20 protein-coding genes are annotated in these 18,373 nt (G+C 73.9%); 8 read left to right on the forward strand and 12 right to left on the reverse strand.

Annotation, left to right across the window (positions count from 1 at the left end; genetic code table 11):
• The coding region (locus ACWGN5_RS01765) for a PLP-dependent cysteine synthase family protein (protein WP_453510628.1) at nt 1-1,000 on the reverse strand (1,000 nt) is incomplete at its 3' end.
• A 185-nt stretch (nt 1,001-1,185) separates the two neighbouring features.
• Between ACWGN5_RS01765 and ACWGN5_RS01770 the strand changes: the two genes are divergently transcribed.
• Nucleotides 1,186-1,515 carry a hypothetical protein gene (locus tag ACWGN5_RS01770; RefSeq protein WP_453510629.1) on the forward strand — a complete coding sequence of 110 codons (330 nt, stop codon included), beginning with the start codon at nt 1,186-1,188 and terminating at the stop codon, nt 1,513-1,515.
• Nucleotides 1,516-1,686: 171 nt separating this feature from the next.
• Nucleotides 1,687-2,280: an ATP-binding protein gene (locus ACWGN5_RS01775; protein WP_453510630.1), complete on the forward strand. Its 594-nt coding sequence runs from the start codon at nt 1,687-1,689 to the stop codon at nt 2,278-2,280.
• Nucleotides 2,281-2,310: 30 nt separating this feature from the next.
• On the opposite strand, the gene ACWGN5_RS01780 is transcribed toward ACWGN5_RS01775, so the two are convergent.
• Genes ACWGN5_RS01780 through ACWGN5_RS01790 form a run of 3 tightly spaced genes read right to left on the reverse strand, consistent with a single transcriptional unit; the run spans nt 2,311 to nt 5,902 of the window.
• Nucleotides 2,311-4,860 carry an FtsX-like permease family protein gene (locus tag ACWGN5_RS01780; RefSeq protein ID WP_453510631.1) on the reverse strand — a complete coding sequence of 850 codons (2,550 nt, stop codon included), beginning with the start codon at nt 4,858-4,860 and terminating at the stop codon, nt 2,311-2,313.
• Complete coding sequence (locus ACWGN5_RS01785; RefSeq protein ID WP_453510632.1) at nt 4,857-5,627, reverse strand: ABC transporter ATP-binding protein; 771 nt, start codon at nt 5,625-5,627, stop codon at nt 4,857-4,859. Before ACWGN5_RS01785 ends, ACWGN5_RS01780 begins: the two co-directional genes overlap by 4 nt.
• A complete protein-coding gene (locus ACWGN5_RS01790) occupies nt 5,624-5,902 on the reverse strand; it encodes an SHOCT domain-containing protein (RefSeq protein WP_453510633.1) in 279 nt (92 codons plus the stop codon). Before ACWGN5_RS01790 ends, ACWGN5_RS01785 begins: the two co-directional genes overlap by 4 nt.
• A 146-nt stretch (nt 5,903-6,048) precedes the next feature.
• Between ACWGN5_RS01790 and ACWGN5_RS01795 the strand changes: the two genes are divergently transcribed.
• Together ACWGN5_RS01795 and ACWGN5_RS01800 are read left to right on the forward strand one after the other, a co-directional pair.
• Nucleotides 6,049-6,624 carry a TetR/AcrR family transcriptional regulator gene (locus tag ACWGN5_RS01795; RefSeq protein ID WP_453510634.1) on the forward strand — a complete coding sequence of 192 codons (576 nt, stop codon included), beginning with the start codon at nt 6,049-6,051 and terminating at the stop codon, nt 6,622-6,624.
• Between the two features lie 29 nt (nt 6,625-6,653).
• The gene (locus tag ACWGN5_RS01800; protein ID WP_453510635.1) at nt 6,654-7,238 is read left to right on the forward strand and encodes a DUF4865 family protein; all 585 of its coding nucleotides are present in this window, start codon (nt 6,654-6,656) and stop codon (nt 7,236-7,238) included.
• A 10-nt stretch (nt 7,239-7,248) separates the two neighbouring features.
• Here ACWGN5_RS01800 and ACWGN5_RS01805 read toward each other — a convergent pair whose 3' ends face one another.
• From ACWGN5_RS01805 to ACWGN5_RS01815, 3 genes are all read right to left on the reverse strand, one after another.
• A complete protein-coding gene (locus ACWGN5_RS01805; RefSeq protein ID WP_453510636.1) occupies nt 7,249-8,025 on the reverse strand; it encodes an SAM-dependent methyltransferase in 777 nt (258 codons plus the stop codon).
• 104 nt (nt 8,026-8,129) lie between these two features.
• Nucleotides 8,130-9,044 (reverse strand): LLM class flavin-dependent oxidoreductase, encoded by a 915-nt coding sequence (locus tag ACWGN5_RS01810; RefSeq protein ID WP_453510637.1) that lies wholly within the window; start codon nt 9,042-9,044, stop codon nt 8,130-8,132.
• A gap of 110 nt (nt 9,045-9,154) precedes the next feature.
• On the reverse strand, nt 9,155-10,381 hold the full coding sequence (locus ACWGN5_RS01815; protein WP_453510638.1) for an ROK family protein: 1,227 nt from the start codon (nt 10,379-10,381) through the stop codon (nt 9,155-9,157).
• A gap of 118 nt (nt 10,382-10,499) precedes the next feature.
• On the opposite strand from ACWGN5_RS01815, the gene ACWGN5_RS01820 reads away from it, so the two are divergent.
• Together ACWGN5_RS01820 and ACWGN5_RS01825 are read left to right on the forward strand one after the other, a co-directional pair.
• Entirely contained in the window at nt 10,500-11,717 is a 1,218-nt protein-coding gene (locus ACWGN5_RS01820; RefSeq protein ID WP_453510639.1) for an MFS transporter, read from the forward strand.
• A gap of 32 nt (nt 11,718-11,749) precedes the next feature.
• Nucleotides 11,750-12,496, forward strand: coding sequence for a maleylpyruvate isomerase family mycothiol-dependent enzyme (locus tag ACWGN5_RS01825; protein WP_453510872.1), 747 nt, complete (start codon nt 11,750-11,752; stop codon nt 12,494-12,496).
• Nucleotides 12,497-12,523: 27 nt separating this feature from the next.
• On the opposite strand, the gene ACWGN5_RS01830 is transcribed toward ACWGN5_RS01825, so the two are convergent.
• Together ACWGN5_RS01830 and ACWGN5_RS01835 are read right to left on the reverse strand one after the other, a co-directional pair.
• Nucleotides 12,524-12,919 carry a DUF3224 domain-containing protein gene (locus ACWGN5_RS01830; protein WP_453510640.1) on the reverse strand — a complete coding sequence of 132 codons (396 nt, stop codon included), beginning with the start codon at nt 12,917-12,919 and terminating at the stop codon, nt 12,524-12,526.
• Between the two features lie 73 nt (nt 12,920-12,992).
• Nucleotides 12,993-13,391: a MarR family winged helix-turn-helix transcriptional regulator gene (locus ACWGN5_RS01835; protein WP_453510641.1), complete on the reverse strand. Its 399-nt coding sequence runs from the start codon at nt 13,389-13,391 to the stop codon at nt 12,993-12,995.
• Between the two features lie 87 nt (nt 13,392-13,478).
• Between ACWGN5_RS01835 and ACWGN5_RS01840 the strand changes: the two genes are divergently transcribed.
• Entirely contained in the window at nt 13,479-14,954 is a 1,476-nt protein-coding gene (locus ACWGN5_RS01840; protein WP_453510642.1) for an MFS transporter, read from the forward strand.
• Nucleotides 14,955-14,958: 4 nt separating this feature from the next.
• Here the strand turns inward: ACWGN5_RS01840 and ACWGN5_RS01845 are convergent, their stop codons facing one another.
• From ACWGN5_RS01845 to ACWGN5_RS01855, 3 genes are all read right to left on the reverse strand, one after another.
• Nucleotides 14,959-15,624 carry a response regulator transcription factor gene (locus ACWGN5_RS01845; RefSeq protein ID WP_369142795.1) on the reverse strand — a complete coding sequence of 222 codons (666 nt, stop codon included), beginning with the start codon at nt 15,622-15,624 and terminating at the stop codon, nt 14,959-14,961.
• Nucleotides 15,621-16,853, reverse strand: coding sequence for a sensor histidine kinase (locus tag ACWGN5_RS01850; protein ID WP_453510643.1), 1,233 nt, complete (start codon nt 16,851-16,853; stop codon nt 15,621-15,623). Before ACWGN5_RS01850 ends, ACWGN5_RS01845 begins: the two co-directional genes overlap by 4 nt.
• Nucleotides 16,854-16,939: 86 nt before the next feature.
• Nucleotides 16,940-17,635: a TetR/AcrR family transcriptional regulator gene (locus tag ACWGN5_RS01855; RefSeq protein ID WP_453510644.1), complete on the reverse strand. Its 696-nt coding sequence runs from the start codon at nt 17,633-17,635 to the stop codon at nt 16,940-16,942.
• Between the two features lie 130 nt (nt 17,636-17,765).
• On the opposite strand from ACWGN5_RS01855, the gene ACWGN5_RS01860 reads away from it, so the two are divergent.
• Nucleotides 17,766-18,269, forward strand: coding sequence for a nitroreductase family deazaflavin-dependent oxidoreductase (locus tag ACWGN5_RS01860; protein WP_453510645.1), 504 nt, complete (start codon nt 17,766-17,768; stop codon nt 18,267-18,269).
• Nucleotides 18,270-18,373 lie beyond the last annotated feature (104 nt).

An 18,373-nucleotide genomic window follows, 5' to 3' on the forward strand; every position in this document is an offset into this window, starting at 1 on the left:
TCAGGGTGACGACGCTGCCGGTGCGGCCGTGGGCGACCATCTCGGCCACGATCTTGAAGGCGCTCCACAGGCCGGTCCCGGTGGAGCCGCCGGCCGTGCGGCCGATCGCGGTCTCCAGGGCGCGGACGGCGGCGACGCTCGCCGCGTCGGGGACCTTCATCATGCGGTCGACGGCGCCGGGCACGAAGCTGGGCTCCATGCGGGGCCGGCCGATGCCCTCGATGCGCGAACCGCAGTCGGCGGTGGCGTGCGGGTCGTGGTGCGTCCAGCCGTCGAAGAAACAGGAGTTCTCGGGGTCGGCGACACAGATCCGGGTGTCGTGCTGCATGTAGTGGACGTAGCGGGCGATCGTCGCCGACGTACCGCCGGTGCCGGCGGTGGCGACGATCCAGGCGGGCTCCGGGTACCGCTCCAGCCTCAGCTGCTGGTACATCGATTCGGCGATGTTGTTGTTGCCGCGCCAGTCGGTGGCCCGCTCCGCGTAGGTGAACTGGTCCATGTAGTGGCCGCCGGTGCGCTCGGCGAGGGCCGCGGCCTCCTCGTACATCGTGCGCGAGTCGTCGACGAAGTGGCACTGCCCGCCGTGGAACTCGATGAGCCGGCACTTCTCGGGGCTGGTCGTGCGGGGCATGACGGCGATGAAGGGGACGCCGATGAGCTTCGCGAAGTACGCCTCGGAGACGGCGGTCGAGCCGCTGGACGCCTCGATGACGGGCTTTCCGGGGCGGATCCAGCCGTTGCAGAGCCCGTACAGGAACAGGGAGCGGGCGAGGCGGTGCTTGAGGCTGCCGGTGGGGTGCGTCGACTCGTCCTTGAGGTAGAGGTCGATGCCCCACTGCTCGGGGAGGGGGAAGCGCAGCAGGTGGGTGTCGGCGGAGCGGTTGGCGTCGGCCTGGACCTTGCGCACGGCCTCCTTCAGCCAGGACCGGTACGTCGCGTCGCTGCGGTCGACGTCGACGGTGACCGCCGCCGCGGCCGCAGTCTCGTGGGTGGTGCTCATCCGTCGCTCTCCTCGTGTCGCCTCGCGGGTCCCCCAGCACCGACAATACCGCTCTCACCTGGGCAAACGTTCCCTTTGACGATCCATAGGCCTGCCTTGTGGAAGCCCTTCCGCAGGGCTACTGGTGCGGGCGGCGAGGGCCCGGCACACTGGGTACGGCAACCGGGTGAAAGGGGCGGATCGGCATGGCGGAGCCCGAGTTCAGCGCCAGGGGTGTACGGATCGCACGCTGGCCGCGCTCGTTGACGCGCGCGGGCGAGGTGCGGATCGAGGACGGCCGCCTCGCGCTCCTCACGAGTTACGGCAGCGAGATCGACAGTGCGCCGGTCTCGGCGGTACGGGCGGGGCGGCCGTGGTTCGCGAAGGCGGACGAGACGGTGGCGACCGTGAACGGCACCCGGTACCGGCTGACCCTGCACTCCGACGGCGACCGCGAGCGCGGCCGTGACGGCGGGGACGCGGCGGCGTCGGGGCGGTTCCTCGCCGCGCTGAAGCGGGCCGCGGGACGGTCCTGAGCTGCGACGGCTCGCGGCGAGTTGCGGGGCGGTCACGGCTGGTCCAGGCTGGAACCCACCTCACTGAGGGTTCAGCGGTGGTGACGCTGCGATCAGGTCACCGCCCCTTCTGTACCGCATGACAGATCCGAATCTTCGTCTTCTTCCGGACCACTTCGGGGAGTCGCAGCCGTGATCAGCGAGCCGAGCAGGTACTACGCGGTGGAGCTTCAGGCCCTGCCGTCGCGGATCGGACAGATCCGCCGCATCATCTCCGCCCATCTCCGACATTGGCAGCTGGACGCCTTGATCGACCAGGCCGTCCTCGGCGTGACGGAACTTCTGACGAACGTGCACCGCCACGCCCAGCCGGACAAGCACTGCACGGTCGAGCTCGAGCTGCTGCTCGACCGGCTCACCGTCTCCGTCCGGGACCACGATCCCCGCCTCCCCGAGGTCTGCCACGTGGACGTCCTCGACACGGTCGACGACCTCGACGCGCTCGCGACCTCCGGCCGGGGGCTCGCCATCGTCGGCGCGGTCAGCGAGAGCTGGGGCATCCGGCCGTGCGGCGTCGACGGCAAGGTCGTGTGGTTCACCCTCACGGCGCCGCCCGTCGGCGACCCGGTCGAGGAGTGCGCGCGCGCCGTGTACGGCGTCAGGATCGAGGCCCCGTTCGCGGGCGTCGGCTACAGCCGGCTCCCCGGTGTGCCGCTCAGTTCCCCGGCCGAACCGGTACCGGCCCCGTCGGTCGCCCGCCCGGTCCTGGCGGGCCGAGCGGGCTGACGGGTCTACGGGTCTGCGGGGTCCGGGCCGTCACTCCGTCGCGATCGCCCTGAGGACCTCCAGGCGGGCGGCCCGCCTGGCCGGCCTCCAGGCCGCCGCCGCCCCCGCCACCAGACCGACCAGGGCCACGACCGCGAGCCGCGCCGCGGGTACGGCGAACGCGAAGGCGCTGTCGCCCGAGGCGCGGACGAGGACCCAGCCGAGGAAGCCGCCGAGGAGGAGCCCGCCGACCGTCCCGAACGCGGCGACCAGGACGGACTCCCAGCGGACCATGGCCCGCAGCTGGGCCCGGGTCTGGCCGACGGCCCGCAACAGGCCCAGTTCCCGCGTCCGTTCGTGGACGGAGAGCGTCAGCGTGTTCGCGATGCCGAGCAGTGCGATCAGGACCGCGAGCGCGAGGAGCGCGTAGACGAGGGTGAGCATCATGTCGATGCCGCTCGCCGAGGCCTCCGCGTACTCCTCCCGGGTCTGCACCTCCGGATGGCCGTACCGGTCGGCGACCTCCGTCACGGCCGCCTTGCCCTCCTCGGCGCCGACACCCTCCGCGAAGGAGACGGCGACCAGCCGGTCGGCGTCCTGGGTGCGGTGCGGGGCCCAGGCCTCCCGGGTGACGAGGTAGTCGCCCGCGAGGTCGGCCCGTTCGTACACCGCGCGGACCGTGAAGGTGTGCCGGCTGCCGTCGGTGAACGTCAGGACGGCGGTCCGCCCGGGCGCCAGACCGGAGTCGGCGGCCTCGTCGGCGGCGACGGCCAGCCCGTCCGTACCGAGTCCGCTCAGGGAGCCCCGTACCTCCCCGAGATCCAGGGTGCGGGCGAGCGCGGCCGGGTCGGTGACCGTGAGCGCGCTGCCCCGGCCGTCGACCTCCGCGACGCCGCGCCCCAGGCCCACGGCCGTGTCGACCTCGGGCAGGGCGGCGACCGCCGGGGCGAGGCGCGGGCTGAGCCCGCTGCCGCCCGCGCCGAACGAGGGCGCGCCGATGGCCACGTCCCCGGCGAAGGAGCGGTCGACGGTCCGGTCCATGGTCGCCTTGAGGGAGGCGCCGAAGACCGTGAAGAGGGTGACGACGGCGACCCCGATCATCAGGGCCGTGGCCGTCGCCGCCGTACGCGCCGGGCTGCGCAGGGCGTTGCGGCGGGCGAGCCCCCGGTTGACCCCGCGCAGCGGGCGGCCGAGCACCCGTACGGCGAGCGAGGCGGCGGGCGGTCCGAGGACCACGAACGCGGCGAGGGCCAGCGCCGCCCCGGTCGCGGCGAGCCACAGCGAGGGGGTGCCGAGGACACCGGCGAGGACCGTGGCGACGGCGGTGGCGAGCAGGGCGCCGCCGGTCAGCGCGCGGCGGCGTGAGGTGCCCGAGGCGTCGAGGTCCGTCTCGCGGAGCGCGGCGAGCGGGGCGGTGCGCCCGGCCCGTACCGCGGGCAGGAGCGCCGAGCCGGCGCAGACCGCGAGCCCGATGCCGAGCGGCAGGAGGAGGGAGGTGCCGGAGACGATCAGGTCGCCCTCGGGGAACGGGAAGCCGATCGCGGGGAACAGCGCCTGGAGTCCGGCGGCCACGCCGATCCCGGCGAGGAGCCCGGCGAGGGAGGCGAGCAGTCCGACGGCGAGGGCCTCGGCGAGGGTGCCGGTGACGACCTGCCGGCGGGCGGCGCCGATCGCGCGGAGCAGGGCGTTCTCCCGGGTCCGCTGGGCGACGAGGACGGCGAACGTGTTGTGGATGGTGAAGACGGAGACGAGGACGGCGACCCCGCTGAACACGAGGAGGAAGGTGGTGAAGAGGTCGAGGAAGCGGCCGGAGATCATCTCGGTGTTCTCCTCGGCGGCCTGCTGTCCGGTGATCGCCTCGACGCCGTCGGGCAGGGCCGGGGTCAGCGCCGCGACCAGCTCCTGCTGGGAGACGCCGGGTCCGGCGCGTACGGCGATGCTCGTCGCCTCCCCCGGGCGCGCCGTCAGGTACTCCTCGGCGTCGGCGCGGGTGAGACCGGTCCAGGTGACCTGCCCCATGCCGTCCGCGCCGCCGAAGGTGGCCAGGCCGACGACGGTGATCCTCACCGGGTCGGGGGTGCGCAGGACGGTGGTGTCGCCGAGGGCGAGACCGGCCGTCTTCGCCGCGCCCCGGTTGAGGACGGCCTCGCCGGGGGCGCCGGGCTCGCGGCCTTCCGCGAGGCGGTACGGGTTGAGGGCCGGGTCCGCGATCCAGTTGCCGGCGAGGGTGGGCGGGCCCTTGCCGCCGACGGGGCTGCCGTCGGCGGAGAGGAGCTGGCCCGCGCCCTCGATCCGGGGCGCGGCGGCGGCGACCCCGGGCACCCGGGCGAGGCGCTCGGCGAGGTCCGCGTCGACGGGGCCGCGGGTGCCCTGGGCCTCACCGGCGGCGGTCACGGTGACGGAGCTGCGGACGATGGCGTCCGTGCCCCGGGTGGCGCTCGTGAACATCGAGTCGAAGCTCGCGCGGAGGGTGTCGCCCATGACGAGGGTGCCGGTGAGGAAGGCGACGCCGAGGAGGACGGCGGCGAAGGTGCCGAGGAAGCGGCGCCGGTGCGCGCGGAGTGAGGAGCGGGCGAGTCGGAGGGTGGCGGGGGTGTTCATGGCGCGCCTCCGTGGACCGTCGTGACGCCCGTGTCGAAGGCCTTCATCCGGTCGAGGACGAGCTCGGCCGTGGGGCCGGTCATGCGGTCGACCAGCCGGCCGTCCGCGAGGAAGATCACCTCGTCGGCGTGGGCGGCGGCGACCGGGTCGTGGGTGACCATGACGACCGTACGACCGGTGTCGCGGACCGTGCGGCCGAGCAGGCGGAGGACCTCCTCGCCGGAGCGGGAGTCGAGGTTGCCGGTGGGTTCGTCGGCGAAGACGACGTCGGGGTCGCCGGCGAAGGCCCGGGCGACGGCGACGCGTTGCTGCTGTCCGCCGGAGAGTTCGCTCGGCCGGTGGTGGAGCCGGTCGCGCAGACCGACGGTGTCGACGAGCCGGTCGAAGCGCTCCCGGTCGACGGGGTGTCCGGCGAGGTCGAGCGGGAGGGTGATGTTCTCGGCGACCGTGAGGGTCGGCAGCAGGTTGAAGGCCTGGAAGACGAAGCCGATCCGGTCGCGGCGCAGCAGGGTCAGGCGCCGGTCGTCGAGCGTGGACAGGTCGGTGTCGCCGACGAGGGCGGCGCCGGAGGTGAGGGTGTCGAGTCCGGCGGCGCAGTGCATCAGGGTGGACTTGCCGGAGCCGGAGGGGCCCATGACGGCGGTGAAGCGGCCGGCGGGGAAGTCGACGCTCACCCCGTCCAGGGCCCTGACCTCGGTGTCGCCGCGCCCGTAGACCTTGACGGCGTCGACGACGCGGGCGGCGGGGAGCGGGGCGGGGGTGGTCATGTCCGGCGCCCCTTGGGGTTCGCGGCCCGGCCGAACTGCTCCTCCAGGACGCTCAGGCGCCGCCAGTACTCGTCCTCGTCGATCTCGCCGGCCGCGAAGCGGTGGCCGAGCAGGGAGAGGGGCGAGTTCTCGTCGGGCCCGGGGGCACTCCACGGGCGGCCGCGGCGCCACCCGGCCCGGCGGGCGACGGTGACGATCCCGATGACGACCGCTGCCCAGACGAGGGGGAAGAAGAGGATCCACGGGCCGGGGCCCGCGTGGGCGAGTGTGTTCATGAGGGTTCAGCTCCTCGGTGTGTTGTCCGTGGTTCGAGGCTCCCTCCGTGAGGGGGTCCGGGTCGTCGTACGGGCAGCGGCTCCTGGCGTACGACGGGGGGAGTACGTCTCCGGCCGGAAGCTCCTTCCCCTCTGTACCTACTGGTATGTACAGTGCCGTCATGAGCACGAACACGTCCGAGCGGCTGATCGAGGCGACCCGCGAGCTGCTGTGGGAGCGCGGCTACGTCGGCACCAGCCCCAAGGCCGTCCAGCAGGCGGCGGGCGCGGGCCAGGGCAGCATGTACCACCACTTCGTCGGCAAGCAGGACCTGGCGCTCGCCGCGATCCGGCGCTCGGCCGAGGAGCTGGGCGCGGCGGCCGAGGCGGTCCTGGGCGGCACGGGTTCGGCGTACGCCCGCGTCGAGGCGTACCTGCTGCGCGAGCGCGACGTCCTGCGCGGCTGCCCGGTGGGGCGGCTGACCATGGACCCGGAGGTCATCGCCGACCCGGAGCTGCGCGCGCCCGTCGAGGAGGTGCTCGGCCGGGTGCGCGCCCGGCTCGCCGAGGTCGTCCAGGAGGGCCTGGAATGCGGCGAGTTGAGCGGCGGTCTCGATCCGGAGGAGATCGCGGCGACGATCCTCGCGACCGTACAGGGCGGGTACGTGCTCGCCCGCGCGACGGGTTCGCGCGCGCCCTTCGACACCGCCGTACGCGGTCTGCTCGCCCTGCTCGCCGGCTGACCCCCTCCCGGAGAATCGGAGTCCTTCCCGTGCACGCGATGCAGTACGAGATCACCCTGCCCGCCGACTACGACATGGAGATCATCCGCAAGCGGGTGGCGACCAGGGGCCATCTGCTCGACGCCTTCCCCGGGCTCGGCCTGAAGGCGTACCTGATCCGGGAGCGGGAGGCCGGCTCTCCCGTGAACCAGTACGCGCCGTTCTATCTGTGGGCCTCCCCCGAGGGCATGAACTCCTTCCTCTGGGGGCCCGGATTCCAGGGCATCGTCGACGACTTCGGCCGGCCGGTGGTGCAGCACTGGACGGGCCTGTCGTACGAGGAGGGGCCGGCGGCCGCGTCGGCGCCGGGTGCCGCGACGCGCCGCAGGACCCCGCTCGGAGAGGGGGTCCCGCCGGGCGAGGCCGTGGCGGACGCGGTGGCCCGGCACGCGCTCGAGGCGCGGCGGGACGGGGTGGTGGCCTCCGCCCTCGCGGTGGACCCGCGCCACTGGGAGCTGCTCGCCTTCACCCTGTGGGCGGGCGAGGAAGCGCCCGCCGACGAGGGCGAGCGCTTCCAGGTGCTGCGTCTGTCGGCGCCGGGGCGAGCGGAGCTCGGCGCCGGGCGGCAGTGGTGAGGCGGTCGTCCTACGCCACGGCGACGAGGGTGAGGTACGCGATGCCGAGGACGCCCCGGTAGCCCTTCAGCCAGCTGGAGCGCTGGCGGTCGACGCGCTCGCGCGTCTCGGCGGCGAGCGGGTGGTCGGGGTTCGCGGCGAGCCAGACCTCGGTGTCGTACCGGTAGCCGGACTCGAACTCCTCCCACTCCTCGGCGCTCGCCGTCTCGATCCACGCGGGCCGGAACCCGGCCTCGATGGCGAGGTCGACGAGGCCCCCGAGGGGGAAGTGATCGTCGGTGCTCGCGCCGGGCCACATCCCGGCGAGCTCCTGCTCGGTCGGCGTGCGCTCCCAGAAGCCCTCGCCGAGAACGACCCGCCCGCCGGGCCGGACGAGGCGGCGCAGTTCGCGCAGGACGGCCGCGGGGTCGTACGGCAGCTCGGGGTCGCAGAGTGCCTGGCTCGACCCGAGGCAGAGGACCGCGTCCACCGGCCCTCGGTCCGTGCCGAGCGCCGACTCCTCGACGAAGGTCACGCGGTCCGCGAGCCCGCGCTCCTCGGCGAGCGCCCGACCGCGGGCCAGGTCCTCGGCGTTGATGTCGATCCCGGCGCCCTTCGCGGCCGGGGCCGCCTCAAGGACGCGCAGGAGCAACTCGCCCCAGCCGCAGCCGATGTCGAGCACATCGGCGGGCGCGGTGGCCGCGAGCCGCTCGATCATGCGGGCGGCGCGGGACTCGGAGAGGGGTCCGTGGAAGGTGAGGCTGCCGAGGCGCGGGGGGAGTTCGGCCGCGGAATCAGAAGTGATCATGAAGACGAACAGTACGGCGTCCCGTCAACCGCGCGCACCCGGTTTCCCACAGAGGCTCCAGGCCCCTTGTCAGGCCCGGACCTGCGCCCGCTCCAAGCCCCCTGTCAGGCGCTCTCCTTCGCCAGTGCCTCGCGCACCGCCGGGACGATCTCACCGCCCCAGCGGGCCAGCGCGTCGACGTCCTGCGCGCCGCCGCCCGGCGAGAACAGGATGAACCCCGAGGCGTCGTGGTCCAGCACCGCTCCGGTCAGTTCCTCCACCCACTGCTCGGCCGAACCCCCGATCCAGCGCCCTTCCGCGTCCCGCGTGGCCGCCAGGGGCCGGTCCGTGATGCGGCCCGGGAGGTTGTAGACCGTCCGGATCTCCCGCGGGTCGCGCCCCACCGACTCCGCCGCCTCGTCGATGACCGGCCGCGACGTCCGGTACCGCTCGCTCAGCCAGTCCGCCGCGTGGCCGGGGATCCAGCCGTCCGCCACCCTGCCGGTCGCGGCCAGGGACTTGCGGCCGTTCGAGCCGGTCCACACCGGCGGGGCCGCGACGGGCGTGGTCTCCAGGTCGCGCACCCGGTGGTGCCGGCCCTCGTACGTGACCGGCGGGCCCCCGCCCGACAGCTTCTTGATCAGGACGATGGCCTCCTCGAAGGCCTCGACGGCCTCGCCCGGCGAGAGCTTCGGCACGCCCATGTCGGCGATCCGGTCCCACAGTCCGCCCGCGCCCATGCCCAGCACGACCCTGCCGTCGCTGAGCGCCGACAGCGTCGTGACCGTCCGCGCGAGCACCGGGGCCGGGCGGGTCGGCAGGTTGGTGACGTTGGCGAAGCCCGCGATCCGCGTCGTACGGCCCAGGAGGAAGCCCAGGGAGGCGTACGCGTCCAGGCGCCCGCCGAGGTACGGGTGGTCCGACAACGAGAAGAGGTCCAGCCCGTCCCCGTCCGCCTGCCGTACGCGGCGCAGCAGTTCGGGGGCGTCCTCGAAGCCGCTGTGCGCGCCGAATCCGAAGACCACCTGTCGTTCGGTCATTGTCTCGTCCTTCCCCCAGGGCATGCCGAAGTTCGCACCACGAACGATATTAGTTCGTGGTACGAACCGCAACCGGGTGCCGGGGTACGGAACGTGTGCGGGGTCCTCCGTCAGGCCGCCTCGCGGCTCAGGGCCGCCAGCGGGTCGTCCAGTACGGGCTGCCAGGCCAGTTCGGCCGCGCCCACCAGACTGTTGTGGTCCAGGGTGCAGGGGAGGATCGGCACCCCGCCGCTGCGGCCCCACAGGCTGCGGTCCGCGACCACCGCGCGGAGCCGCTCGGGGTCCGCGTCCAGGAGTTCGCGGTGGAGGCCGCCGAGGATGATCCGGTCCGGGTTGAGGATGTTCACCAGGCCCGCGAGGCCCAGGCCCAGGCGGTCGATCAACTCTCCCACCGCCACCCGGACACCGGGGTCGTCGGGGCTCGTGCGGAGCAGGTCACGGGACTGCTGGAGCAGGGAGACCTCCGGGCCCGGGATCCGGCCCGCCGCCGTGAGGAACGCGAGCGGGTCCGTCTCGACGTCCAGGCAGCCGCGGCTGCCGCAGTGGCAGGGGCGGCCCTCGGGGTTCACCGTGAGGTGGCCGACCTCCAGGGCCAGGCCCGAACTGCCGGTGTGGAGGCGGCCATCGAGGACCAGTGCCCCGCCGACACCCCGGTGGCCCGTCGCCACGCAGAGCAGGTCCCGCGCGCCGCGCCCCGCGCCGTGGCGGTGCTCGGCGAGCGCGGCGAGGTTCACGTCGTTGCCGGTGAAGGCGGGGCCCTCGATGCCGGCGGCCCGTACCCGCTCGGCGAAGATCTCCCGCACCGGAGCCCCGGCCGGCCAGGCGAGGTGCAGCGGATTGAGGGCCGTCCCCTCGGGTTCGGCGACGGCGGAGGGCGCGGCGAGTCCTGCCCCCACGCAGCGGCGGCCGCTCTCCGCCAGGAGCGCGGCGCCCGCGTCGACCACGGCGCCGAGGACCTGGGCGGGGTCGGCCGAGACCGTGACGCAGCCGGGTGCCGTGGCCACGATGGTGCCGCCGAGGCCGACGAGAGCGGCGCGGAAGCCGTCCGCGTGGACCTGCGCGGCGAGCGCGACGGGGCCCTTCTCGTCGACGGCGAGGCGGTGCGAGGGGCGGCCCTGGGAGCCCGCGGCGGCGCCGGGGTTGGAGTCGACGCGGATCAGGCCGAGGGCCTCCAGCTCGGCCGCGACGGCGCCGGCCGTGGCTCGGGTGACGCCGAGTTCCGCCGTGAGGACGGCCCGGGTCGGGGCCCTGCCGGTGTGCACCAGTTCCAGCGCGGGGCCGAGCGCGTTACGCCCCCTGTCCAGCCGTGTCCGGGTCGTCGTCGCCTTGCCGTTCATGGGGGTGAGTCTCCCATGATCGGGCCCGTGGGGTGGCCCCCGGGCCGGGGTGGGCCGCGGAGGCCCGGTGCGGGAGGCACGCTTGATTGCCGCTGCCGGTCGGCCCTATCCTGAGTTTGTGCCGCTACTAAACAAAGTACGGACGGCCGTATCGGGGGGTTCCGGCGGAGACACCGCCACCCGCTCCCTGTCCCGCCTCCGCTCCGCCCTGACCCTCTTCTTCGCCCTCGACGGCTTCCTGTTCGCCGGCTGGGTCGTCCGGATCCCCGCCGTCAAGCAGCAGACCGGCGCTTCGGCCGGCGACCTCGGCCTCGCCCTCCTCGGGGTGTCCGCGGGCGCCGTGATCACGATGACGCTGACCGGCCGGCTCTGCCGTCGGTACGGCTCCCACGCCGTGACGGTCGCCACGGGCGTTCTCCTGTCCCTGTCGGTCGCCCTTCCCGCGCTCACCCGGTCCCCGCTCGCGCTCGGTCTCATCCTGCTCGTCTTCGGCGCCGCGTACGGCGGGATCAACGTCGCCATGAACAGCGCCGCCGTGGATCTCGTGGCCGCGCTGCGACGGCCCGTGATGCCGAGCTTCCACGCCGCGTTCAGCCTGGGGGGCATGCTCGGCGCGGGCCTGGGCGGGCTGCTCGCCGGGAGCCTGTCCCCGACCAGCCACCTCCTCGGCCTCACCGTGGTCGGCCTTCTCCTGACCGCTGCCGCCGGGCCCGTGCTCCTGCGGCACCCCTCCCCCGTCCTCCCCGAAACCCTTCCGGCGGCTTCCGCCTCCGGGCGCTCCGGCGGGCGCCGTACGGTGCTCGTCTTCGGTGTCATCGCGCTCTGCACGGCGTACGGAGAAGGCGCGCTGGCGGACTGGGGGGCTCTCCACCTCACCCAGGACCTCCAGGCCCATCCCGGGGTGGCCGCCGCGGGGTACTCCGTCTTCGCGCTGACCATGACCGCGGGGCGCCTCTCCGGCACCGCGCTGCTCGAACGCCTCGGCCAGACCCGCACCCTGGTCACCGGCGGTGCCGTCGCCGCCCTGGGGATGCTGCTCGGCTCGCTCGCGCCGAGCGTCTGGGCCACGCTCCTCGGCTTCGCCGTCACCGGCCTCGGCCTCGCCAACATCTTCCCCGTCGCCGTGGCCCGCGCCGGCGCGATCGCCGGCCCCGGCGGCGTGGCGACGGCCTCCACCCTCGGCTACGGCGGCATGCTCCTCGGCCCGCCCACGATCGGCTTCCTCGCCGACTGGTTCTCCCTGCCGGTGGCCCTCACGACCGTCGCCGTGCTCGCGGGCGGCGCGGCGGCCATGGGGTACGGGGCGCGCAACGCGGGTGCGAGCCAGGAGGGTTGACCCGGGGTGTCAGAATCCGCCCCATGGACACCCTGAAGACCACCGAGTACATCGAGGCGCTGGAAGCGGCCGGCCGTGGCCTCGCGGACGCGGCCGCCGAGGCCGGGCTCGACGCCGAGGTGCCGACCTGCCCGGGGTGGCGGGTCCGGGACCTCCTGCGGCACACGGCCATGGTGCACCGCTGGGCGACGGCCTTCGTGGCCGAGGCGCGCACCGCGTACCACCCGGGGGAAGGGGAGACGGCCCTGGACGGGGAGGAGTTGCTGGCCCACTTCCGCGAGGGGCACGCGCGTCTTGTCGCCGCCCTGCGCGCGGCGCCCGACACGCTGGAGTGCTGGGCCTTCCTGCCGGCGCCCTCCCCGCTGGCCTTCTGGGCCCGGCGGCAGACCCACGAGACGACCGTCCACCGCGCCGACGCCGAGTCCACCCTCCCGGGCGGGCCGGGGCCGGTGGACCCGGCGGTCGCCGCCGACGGCATCGACGAACTGTTCCGCGCCTTCCACGCGCGCGACCGCAGCCGTGTACGCACCCCGGAGCCCCGCACCCTGCGGGTGCGCGCCACGGACACGGGTGACGTCTGGACCGTCCACCTGTCGCCCACCGATCCGCCCCGGACCGAGCGGGGCGCGGATGCCGCCGCGGACACGGAGCTGAGCGGACCCGTCGACCGCCTGTACTTGACGCTGTGGAACCGGCTGCCGGTCAGCGCGGTGACGCTGACCGGCGACGAGGACCTCGCCCGGCTGTGGCGGGACACCTCGGCGATCACCTGGAGCTGACCACCGGGCGGCCTGGGCGTCGGGGCGTCAGGCCAGCTGGTACTCCAGGACGTAGGAGTGGCCGCCGTCCTCGGACCGAGTGATCTCCAGGTCACCCGTGATCCCCGCGAGGTCGCCGGAGCCCGTTCCCCGGACCACGCGGACCACCAGCTTCTCGCCGTTGCTGCCGGGCGCGCTGTGCTGGAGGACGAAGGAGCCCTTGCGGCCGTCCAGTTCGCCCGTGAAGCGCTCCACGGCGACATAGGCGACGGGGCTGCCCTCGACGTCGGCCACCGACAGCATGTTGACGGTGCTGGTCCCGGTCAGGCCGCCCTGGAAGGCCTTGGTGATCCGTACGCGGCCGAGCGGGGCACCCGGGCCTTCGTCGAGCACCTCCGGTTCGAAGGAGGTGAGGTCGAACGTTCCGCCGGTCTTCGTGCTCATGCCGTACCCCTTGCGTCCTGATCGTCGATGTCGCACAGGAGCCTTGCACGCGGCACTGACAATCCCCGGATCCTCAGGGGGTGCTGTCGAGCATTCTCGTCAGCACTTCGCGCTGGATCGGCTGCGTCTCGGCGTGGCGGGCGATGCCCTTCTCGGTGAGTTTCACCTGGACGCCGCGCCGGTCCTCGGCGCACATCCCCCGCAGGACCAGGCCGTCCTTCTCCAGGCGGGCGACGAGCCGGGACAGGGCGCTCTGGCTGAGGTGGACGCGGCCGGCGAGTTCCTGGACGCGCCAGGCGGCGGGGCCTTCCGCGGTCGCACCCTCGGCCAGGACGTCGAGGACCTCGAAGTCGCTGGCGCCGATCCCGTACGAGTGGAGCGCCCGGTCGAGCTCACAGGTCGTGCGGGCGTGCAGGGCGAGGACGTCACGCCACTCGTCCACGAGCGCGCGTTCGGACTTGTTCGCTGCCATGACGGCACGGTAGCAGAGGCCCCGGGTTTTGTTGCAAGGGAATTAAATGCACTTGCATTCAATGCATGTGCATGTACCGTCCTGTGCATGACCTCTCCGCTCACCGCCGAACGCTGGAGCCCGCGCCTCTGGGGCACGCTCCTCGTGCTCTGCGCCGCGATGTTCCTCGACGCCCTCGACGTCTCCATGGTCGGCGTCGCCCTGCCCTCGATCGCCACCGACCTCGGCCTCTCCACCGCCACCCTCCAGTGGATCGTGAGCGGCTACATCCTCGGCTACGGCGGCCTGCTGCTCCTCGGCGGCCGCGCGGCCGACCTCCTCGGCCGGCGCCGGGTCTTCCTCGTCGCCCTCGCGGTCTTCGCGCTCGCCTCCCTGCTCGGCGGGCTCGTCGACTCCGGGCCCCTGCTGATCGCGAGCCGGTTCATCAAGGGGCTCAGCGCCGCCTTCACGGCCCCCGCCGGCCTGTCGATCATCACCACGACATTCAAGGAGGGCCCGCAGCGCAACCGGGCCCTGTCCATCTACACCACCTGCGCCGCCACCGGCTTCTCCATGGGCCTCGTCCTGTCCGGACTGCTCACGGAGCTCAGCTGGCGCTGGACCATGCTGCTCCCGGCGCCCGTCGCCCTGATCGCCCTCGTCTTCGCGCTGCGCCTCATCCCGCACAGCGCCCGCGAGAACTCCTCCGGCGGCTACGACCTGCCCGGCGCCGTCACCGGCACGGCCGCGATGCTGCTGCTCGTCTTCACCGTCGTCCAGGCCCCCGAGAAGGGCTGGGCCTCCGCCCGTACGCTGCTGTCGTTCCTGGTGGTCGCCGCCCTGCTCGTCGCGTTCGTCCTGATCGAGCGGCGCAGCGCCAGTCCCCTCGTCCGGCTCGGGGTGCTGCGCTCCGGCTCGCAGGTCCGGGCCCAGCTGGGCGCGGCGGCGTTCTTCGGCTCGTACGTCGCCTTCCAGTTCATCGTGACCCAGTACATGCAGTCACTGCTCGGCTGGTCGGCGCTCCAGACCGCGCTCGCCTTCCTCCCGGCCGGCGTGCTCGTCGCGCTCTCCTCGACGAAGATCGGCGGGATCGTGGACCGGTTCGGCACGCCCCGGGTGATCGCGGTCGGCTTCACCCTCCTCGTCGTGGGCTACGCGCTCTTCCTGCGGATCTCGCTCACCCCGCAGTACGCGGCCGTGATCCTGCCGTCGATGCTGCTGCTCGGTGCGGCCTGCGCCCTGGTCTTCCCCTCGCTCAACATCCAGGCCACCAACGGAGTGGACGACGCGGAGCAAGGGATGGTGTCGGGGCTGCTCAACACCTCCATCCAGGTCGGCGGCGCGCTCTTCCTCGCCGTGACCACCGCCGTCATCACCGCGGACGGCCACGATGCCACCGCTTCCCCGCAGGCCGTCCTGGACAGCTTCCGGCCGGGGTTGGCCGTGGTCACGGTCATCGCCCTGGCGGGGCTGCTGATCACCCTGCCGGGGCTGCGGAAGGTGCGCCGGCCCGTGGAGTCGGTCGTGGTCGCGCGCTCCGCCGTCGCCGAGGACGCTGCGGACAAGGTCGCGGTCCGCGACTGAGCCCTCAGCCCAGCCAGCCGGGGCGGACCAGGCCCGACTCGTACGCCAGGACGACGAGTTGGGCCCGGTCCCGGGCACCCAGCTTCACCATCGCGCGGCTCACATGGGTCTTGGCGGTGAGCGGGCTCACGACGAGCCGGCGGGCGATCTCCTCGTTCGACAGTCCGATCCCCACGAGGGCCATCACCTCCCGCTCCCGTTCCGTCAGGGCGCCGAGCGCGGCCGTGGCCGCCGGGGCCTTGGAGCGGGCCGCGAACTCCTCGATGAGCCGGCGGGTGACGCCCGGGGAGAGCAGCGCGTCCCCGTGGACGACGGCGCGCACGGCCCGCAGCAGTTCCTCCGGCTCCGTGTCCTTGACCAGGAAGCCGGAGGCTCCGGCGCGGATCGCCTCGAAGACGTACTCGTCGAGTTCGAAGGTGGTCAGCATGACGACCCGGACCTCGCCGAGGTCCGGGTCGTCGGTGATGCGCCGGGTCGCCTCCAGGCCGTCGAGCCGGGGCATCCGGATGTCCATCAGGACGACGTCGGGGCGCAGGGCGCGGACCCGGTCCACCGCCTCGTCGCCGTCGGCGGCCTCGCCGGCCACCTCGATGTCGGGCTGGGCGTCGAGCAGCGCGCGGAACCCCGCCCGTACCAGCGACTGGTCGTCGGCGAGCAGGACACGGATCACGGGGTGCTTCCCTCCGGGCGGAGCGGGAGTACGGCATGGACGCGGAAGCCGCCGTCCGGGCGGGCGCCCGCCTCGATGGTGCCACCGAGGGCGGCGGCGCGCTCCCGCATTCCGGCGAGTCCGTTGCCGCTGCCGCCCGCTTCCGTGCCGGTGGCGGGGCCGTCGTCGTCGACGGTCAGCTCCAGGTGTCCGGGGCCGTTGCCGATCCGTACGCGGGCCGTACGGGAACCGGAGTGGCGGACCACGTTGGTGAGCGCCTCCTGCACGATACGGAAGGCGGCCAGGTCGGCGCCGGGCGGCAGGGCGGCCGGTGGGCCGCTCGTCGAGACGGTGACGGTGAGGCCCGCGGCGGCGGCCTGCTCGACGAGTTCGGAGAGCCGGTCGAGGCCGGGGGCCGGGGCGCGGGGGGCTTCGCCGGGGGTACGGAGGGTGTCGAGGACCTGTCTCACCTCGCCGAGCGCCTCCTTGCTGGCCGCCTTGATGGTGGTCAGGGCCGTGCGGGCCTGCTCCGGGTCGGAGTCCAGGAGGGCGAGGCCGACGCCCGCCTGGACGTTGATCACGGAGATCGAGTGGGCGAGCACGTCGTGGAGTTCACGGGCGATGCGGAGGCGCTCCTCGTCGGCGCGGCGCCGCTCGGCGGCGGCCCGTTCGGCCCGCTGCTGCGCCCACTGCTCGCGCCGGACCCGGACGACCTCGGAGGCGGCGAGCACCGCGACGGCGAAAGCGGCGGCCGGTAGTTCCTGACCCCAGGGCGCGGGCCCGTCGCCGGGCGGGGGCAGCCACCGGTAGAGCCAGTGCGAGAGCAGCAGGTGCCCCGCCCAGAGCAGGCCGATGGCCCACCAGGCGGCCCGCCGGTGGCCGTGGACGACGGCCGCGAAGCAGGCGACGGCGATCAGGACGAAGACCGGGCCGTACGGGTAGCCCGCCGCGAGGTAGCCCAGGGTGACGGCCGCGACGGCGAACACCACCGGCACGGGCCTGCGGTGACGGAACAGCAGCGGGACCGCCCCGAGCAGGAGCAGGGCCCGGCCGACCGCGTCGAGCGTCTCGCGGTCCGGCTGGTTCCGTGCGGCGAACCCGGTTCCCGCCATGACGAGGACGGCGATCAGCACCGTCGACGGCCAGGGCAGACCGCCGCCGCGGTCCCACCGTCGCCAGGGCGGTCCGTCGCCGCGCTCCCCTCGTTCCCAGGGGCCGCGCGGCCGCTCCTTGTGCATCCCGGCGTCCATACCGGTCACGCTAGCCGGGGCCGCCCCGCGCACACGTCAGCCCAGCGGGGTGGTCACCCGTACTCCCGCGGGAGTACGCGGCGGTGTCAGCCGCGCGGGAGGAGGCCCACGTCCTGGCCCAGGCGGCGGGCGGCCGTGGCGAAGAAGGTGTCGCGGTCCTCGACGACGCGGTGGAACTGGCCGAAGACCTCGAAGGAGACGAGGCCGAAGAGCTGCGCCCAGGCGGCGACGAGCGCGACGGCGAGGGCCGGCGGGAGGTCAGGGGCGAAGTCGGCGCTCATGCGGACGGCCTCGGGGCGCAGGGCCTCGGCGAGCGGGGGCAGGGCGACGCCCTCGCCCGTGTGGGCCCGGCGGGCGATCTCGATGAGGACGAGACCGACACGGGAGGCGGGGACGACCGTGTCCTGCGGGGCGGTGTAGCCGGGGACCGGGGAGCCGTAGATCAGGGCGTACTCGTGGGGGTGGGCGAGGGCCCAGGCGCGGACGGCCCGGCAGACGGCGGTCCAGCGGTCGAGGGGGCGCTCGGCCTCGGTCTCGGCGGCGGCCCGTTCGGCGGCGGCGCCGACGGCGTCGTAGGCGTCGACGATGAGGGCGGTGAGCAGGTCGTCGCGGCTGGGGAAGTACCGGTAGAGCGCGGAGGACACCATGCCGAGCTCACGGGCGACGGCCCGCAGGGACAGTTTGGCGGCGCCTTCGGCGGCGAGCTGGGTGCGGGCCTCGTCCTTGATGGCGGCGGTGATCTCGATGCGGGCGCGGGCGCGGGCTCCTCGAACGGTCGTCATGGAGAGCAGTGTGCCACTTTCGGAGCACTGGAACGAAACGAGAGCACTGCTCTTGCCTGTGAGCACCGAACCGTGCACACTGATCTCAAGCGAGAGCAGCGCTCACACTTTGCAGCCGTAGGAGGCCCTCATGTCCGCCCAGTCCGCTCAGCCCGCCGGCTCCTCCCCCGCCACCCACGTCATGAAGCCCGGCTGGTTCACGGTGAACGTCTTCAACCGCGCCGTCGCCTGGATGACCCGCCGCGGCATCAGCGTCTGGGGCTCCCGCGTCCTCGCCGTCCGCGGCCGCAAGAGCGGCGAATGGCGCCGCACCCCCGTCAACCTCCTGACGGTCGACGGCGCCCAGTACCTCGTCGCCCCCCGCGGCCACGTCCAGTGGACCCACAACATGCGGGCCGCCGGCGGCGGACAGCTCCACCTCGGCAAGCACGTGCAGGAGTTCACCGCCGTCGAGGTCGGCGACGACGACAAGCCCGCCCTGCTCCGCGCCTACCTCAAGCGCTGGAAGGCCGAGGTCGGCGTCTTCTTCGGCGGCGTCCGCCCCGACTCCTCCGAGCAGGAGCTCCGGGCCATCGCGCCGAAGCACCCCGTCTTCCGCATCACGACGACGGGCCCCGCCACCCCGGCGGCCTGAAGCGGCCGGGGCGGCGGAGCCCGCTCGAACGGATCGGACGGACCGGACGGTCAGGCCTCTTCCGGGGCCGTACCGAGCGGACCGGACGTCAGACCTCTTCCGGG

The organism is Streptomyces sp. NPDC055815 (assembly GCF_053616475.1).

Bases quoted from the DNA above. Each gene is read 5' to 3' on its own strand.
- ACWGN5_RS01770 (WP_453510629.1), top strand. From the start codon at position 1,186: ATGGCGGAGCCCGAGTTCAGCGCCAGGGGTGTACGGATCGCACGCTGG.
- ACWGN5_RS01780 (WP_453510631.1), bottom strand. From the start codon at position 4,860: ATGAACACCCCCGCCACCCTCCGACTCGCCCGCTCCTCACTCCGCGCG.
- ACWGN5_RS01785 (WP_453510632.1), bottom strand. From the start codon at position 5,627: ATGACCACCCCCGCCCCGCTCCCCGCCGCCCGCGTCGTCGACGCCGTC.
- ACWGN5_RS01790 (WP_453510633.1), bottom strand. From the start codon at position 5,902: ATGAACACACTCGCCCACGCGGGCCCCGGCCCGTGGATCCTCTTCTTC.
- ACWGN5_RS01795 (WP_453510634.1), top strand. From the start codon at position 6,049: ATGTACAGTGCCGTCATGAGCACGAACACGTCCGAGCGGCTGATCGAG.
- ACWGN5_RS01805 (WP_453510636.1), bottom strand. From the start codon at position 8,025: ATGATCACTTCTGATTCCGCGGCCGAACTCCCCCCGCGCCTCGGCAGC.
- ACWGN5_RS01810 (WP_453510637.1), bottom strand. From the start codon at position 9,044: ATGACCGAACGACAGGTGGTCTTCGGATTCGGCGCGCACAGCGGCTTC.
- ACWGN5_RS01815 (WP_453510638.1), bottom strand. From the start codon at position 10,381: ATGAACGGCAAGGCGACGACGACCCGGACACGGCTGGACAGGGGGCGT.
- ACWGN5_RS01830 (WP_453510640.1), bottom strand. From the start codon at position 12,919: ATGAGCACGAAGACCGGCGGAACGTTCGACCTCACCTCCTTCGAACCG.
- ACWGN5_RS01835 (WP_453510641.1), bottom strand. From the start codon at position 13,391: ATGGCAGCGAACAAGTCCGAACGCGCGCTCGTGGACGAGTGGCGTGAC.
- ACWGN5_RS01840 (WP_453510642.1), top strand. From the start codon at position 13,479: ATGACCTCTCCGCTCACCGCCGAACGCTGGAGCCCGCGCCTCTGGGGC.
- ACWGN5_RS01850 (WP_453510643.1), bottom strand. From the start codon at position 16,853: ATGGACGCCGGGATGCACAAGGAGCGGCCGCGCGGCCCCTGGGAACGA.
- ACWGN5_RS01855 (WP_453510644.1), bottom strand. From the start codon at position 17,635: ATGACGACCGTTCGAGGAGCCCGCGCCCGCGCCCGCATCGAGATCACC.
- ACWGN5_RS01860 (WP_453510645.1), top strand. From the start codon at position 17,766: ATGTCCGCCCAGTCCGCTCAGCCCGCCGGCTCCTCCCCCGCCACCCAC.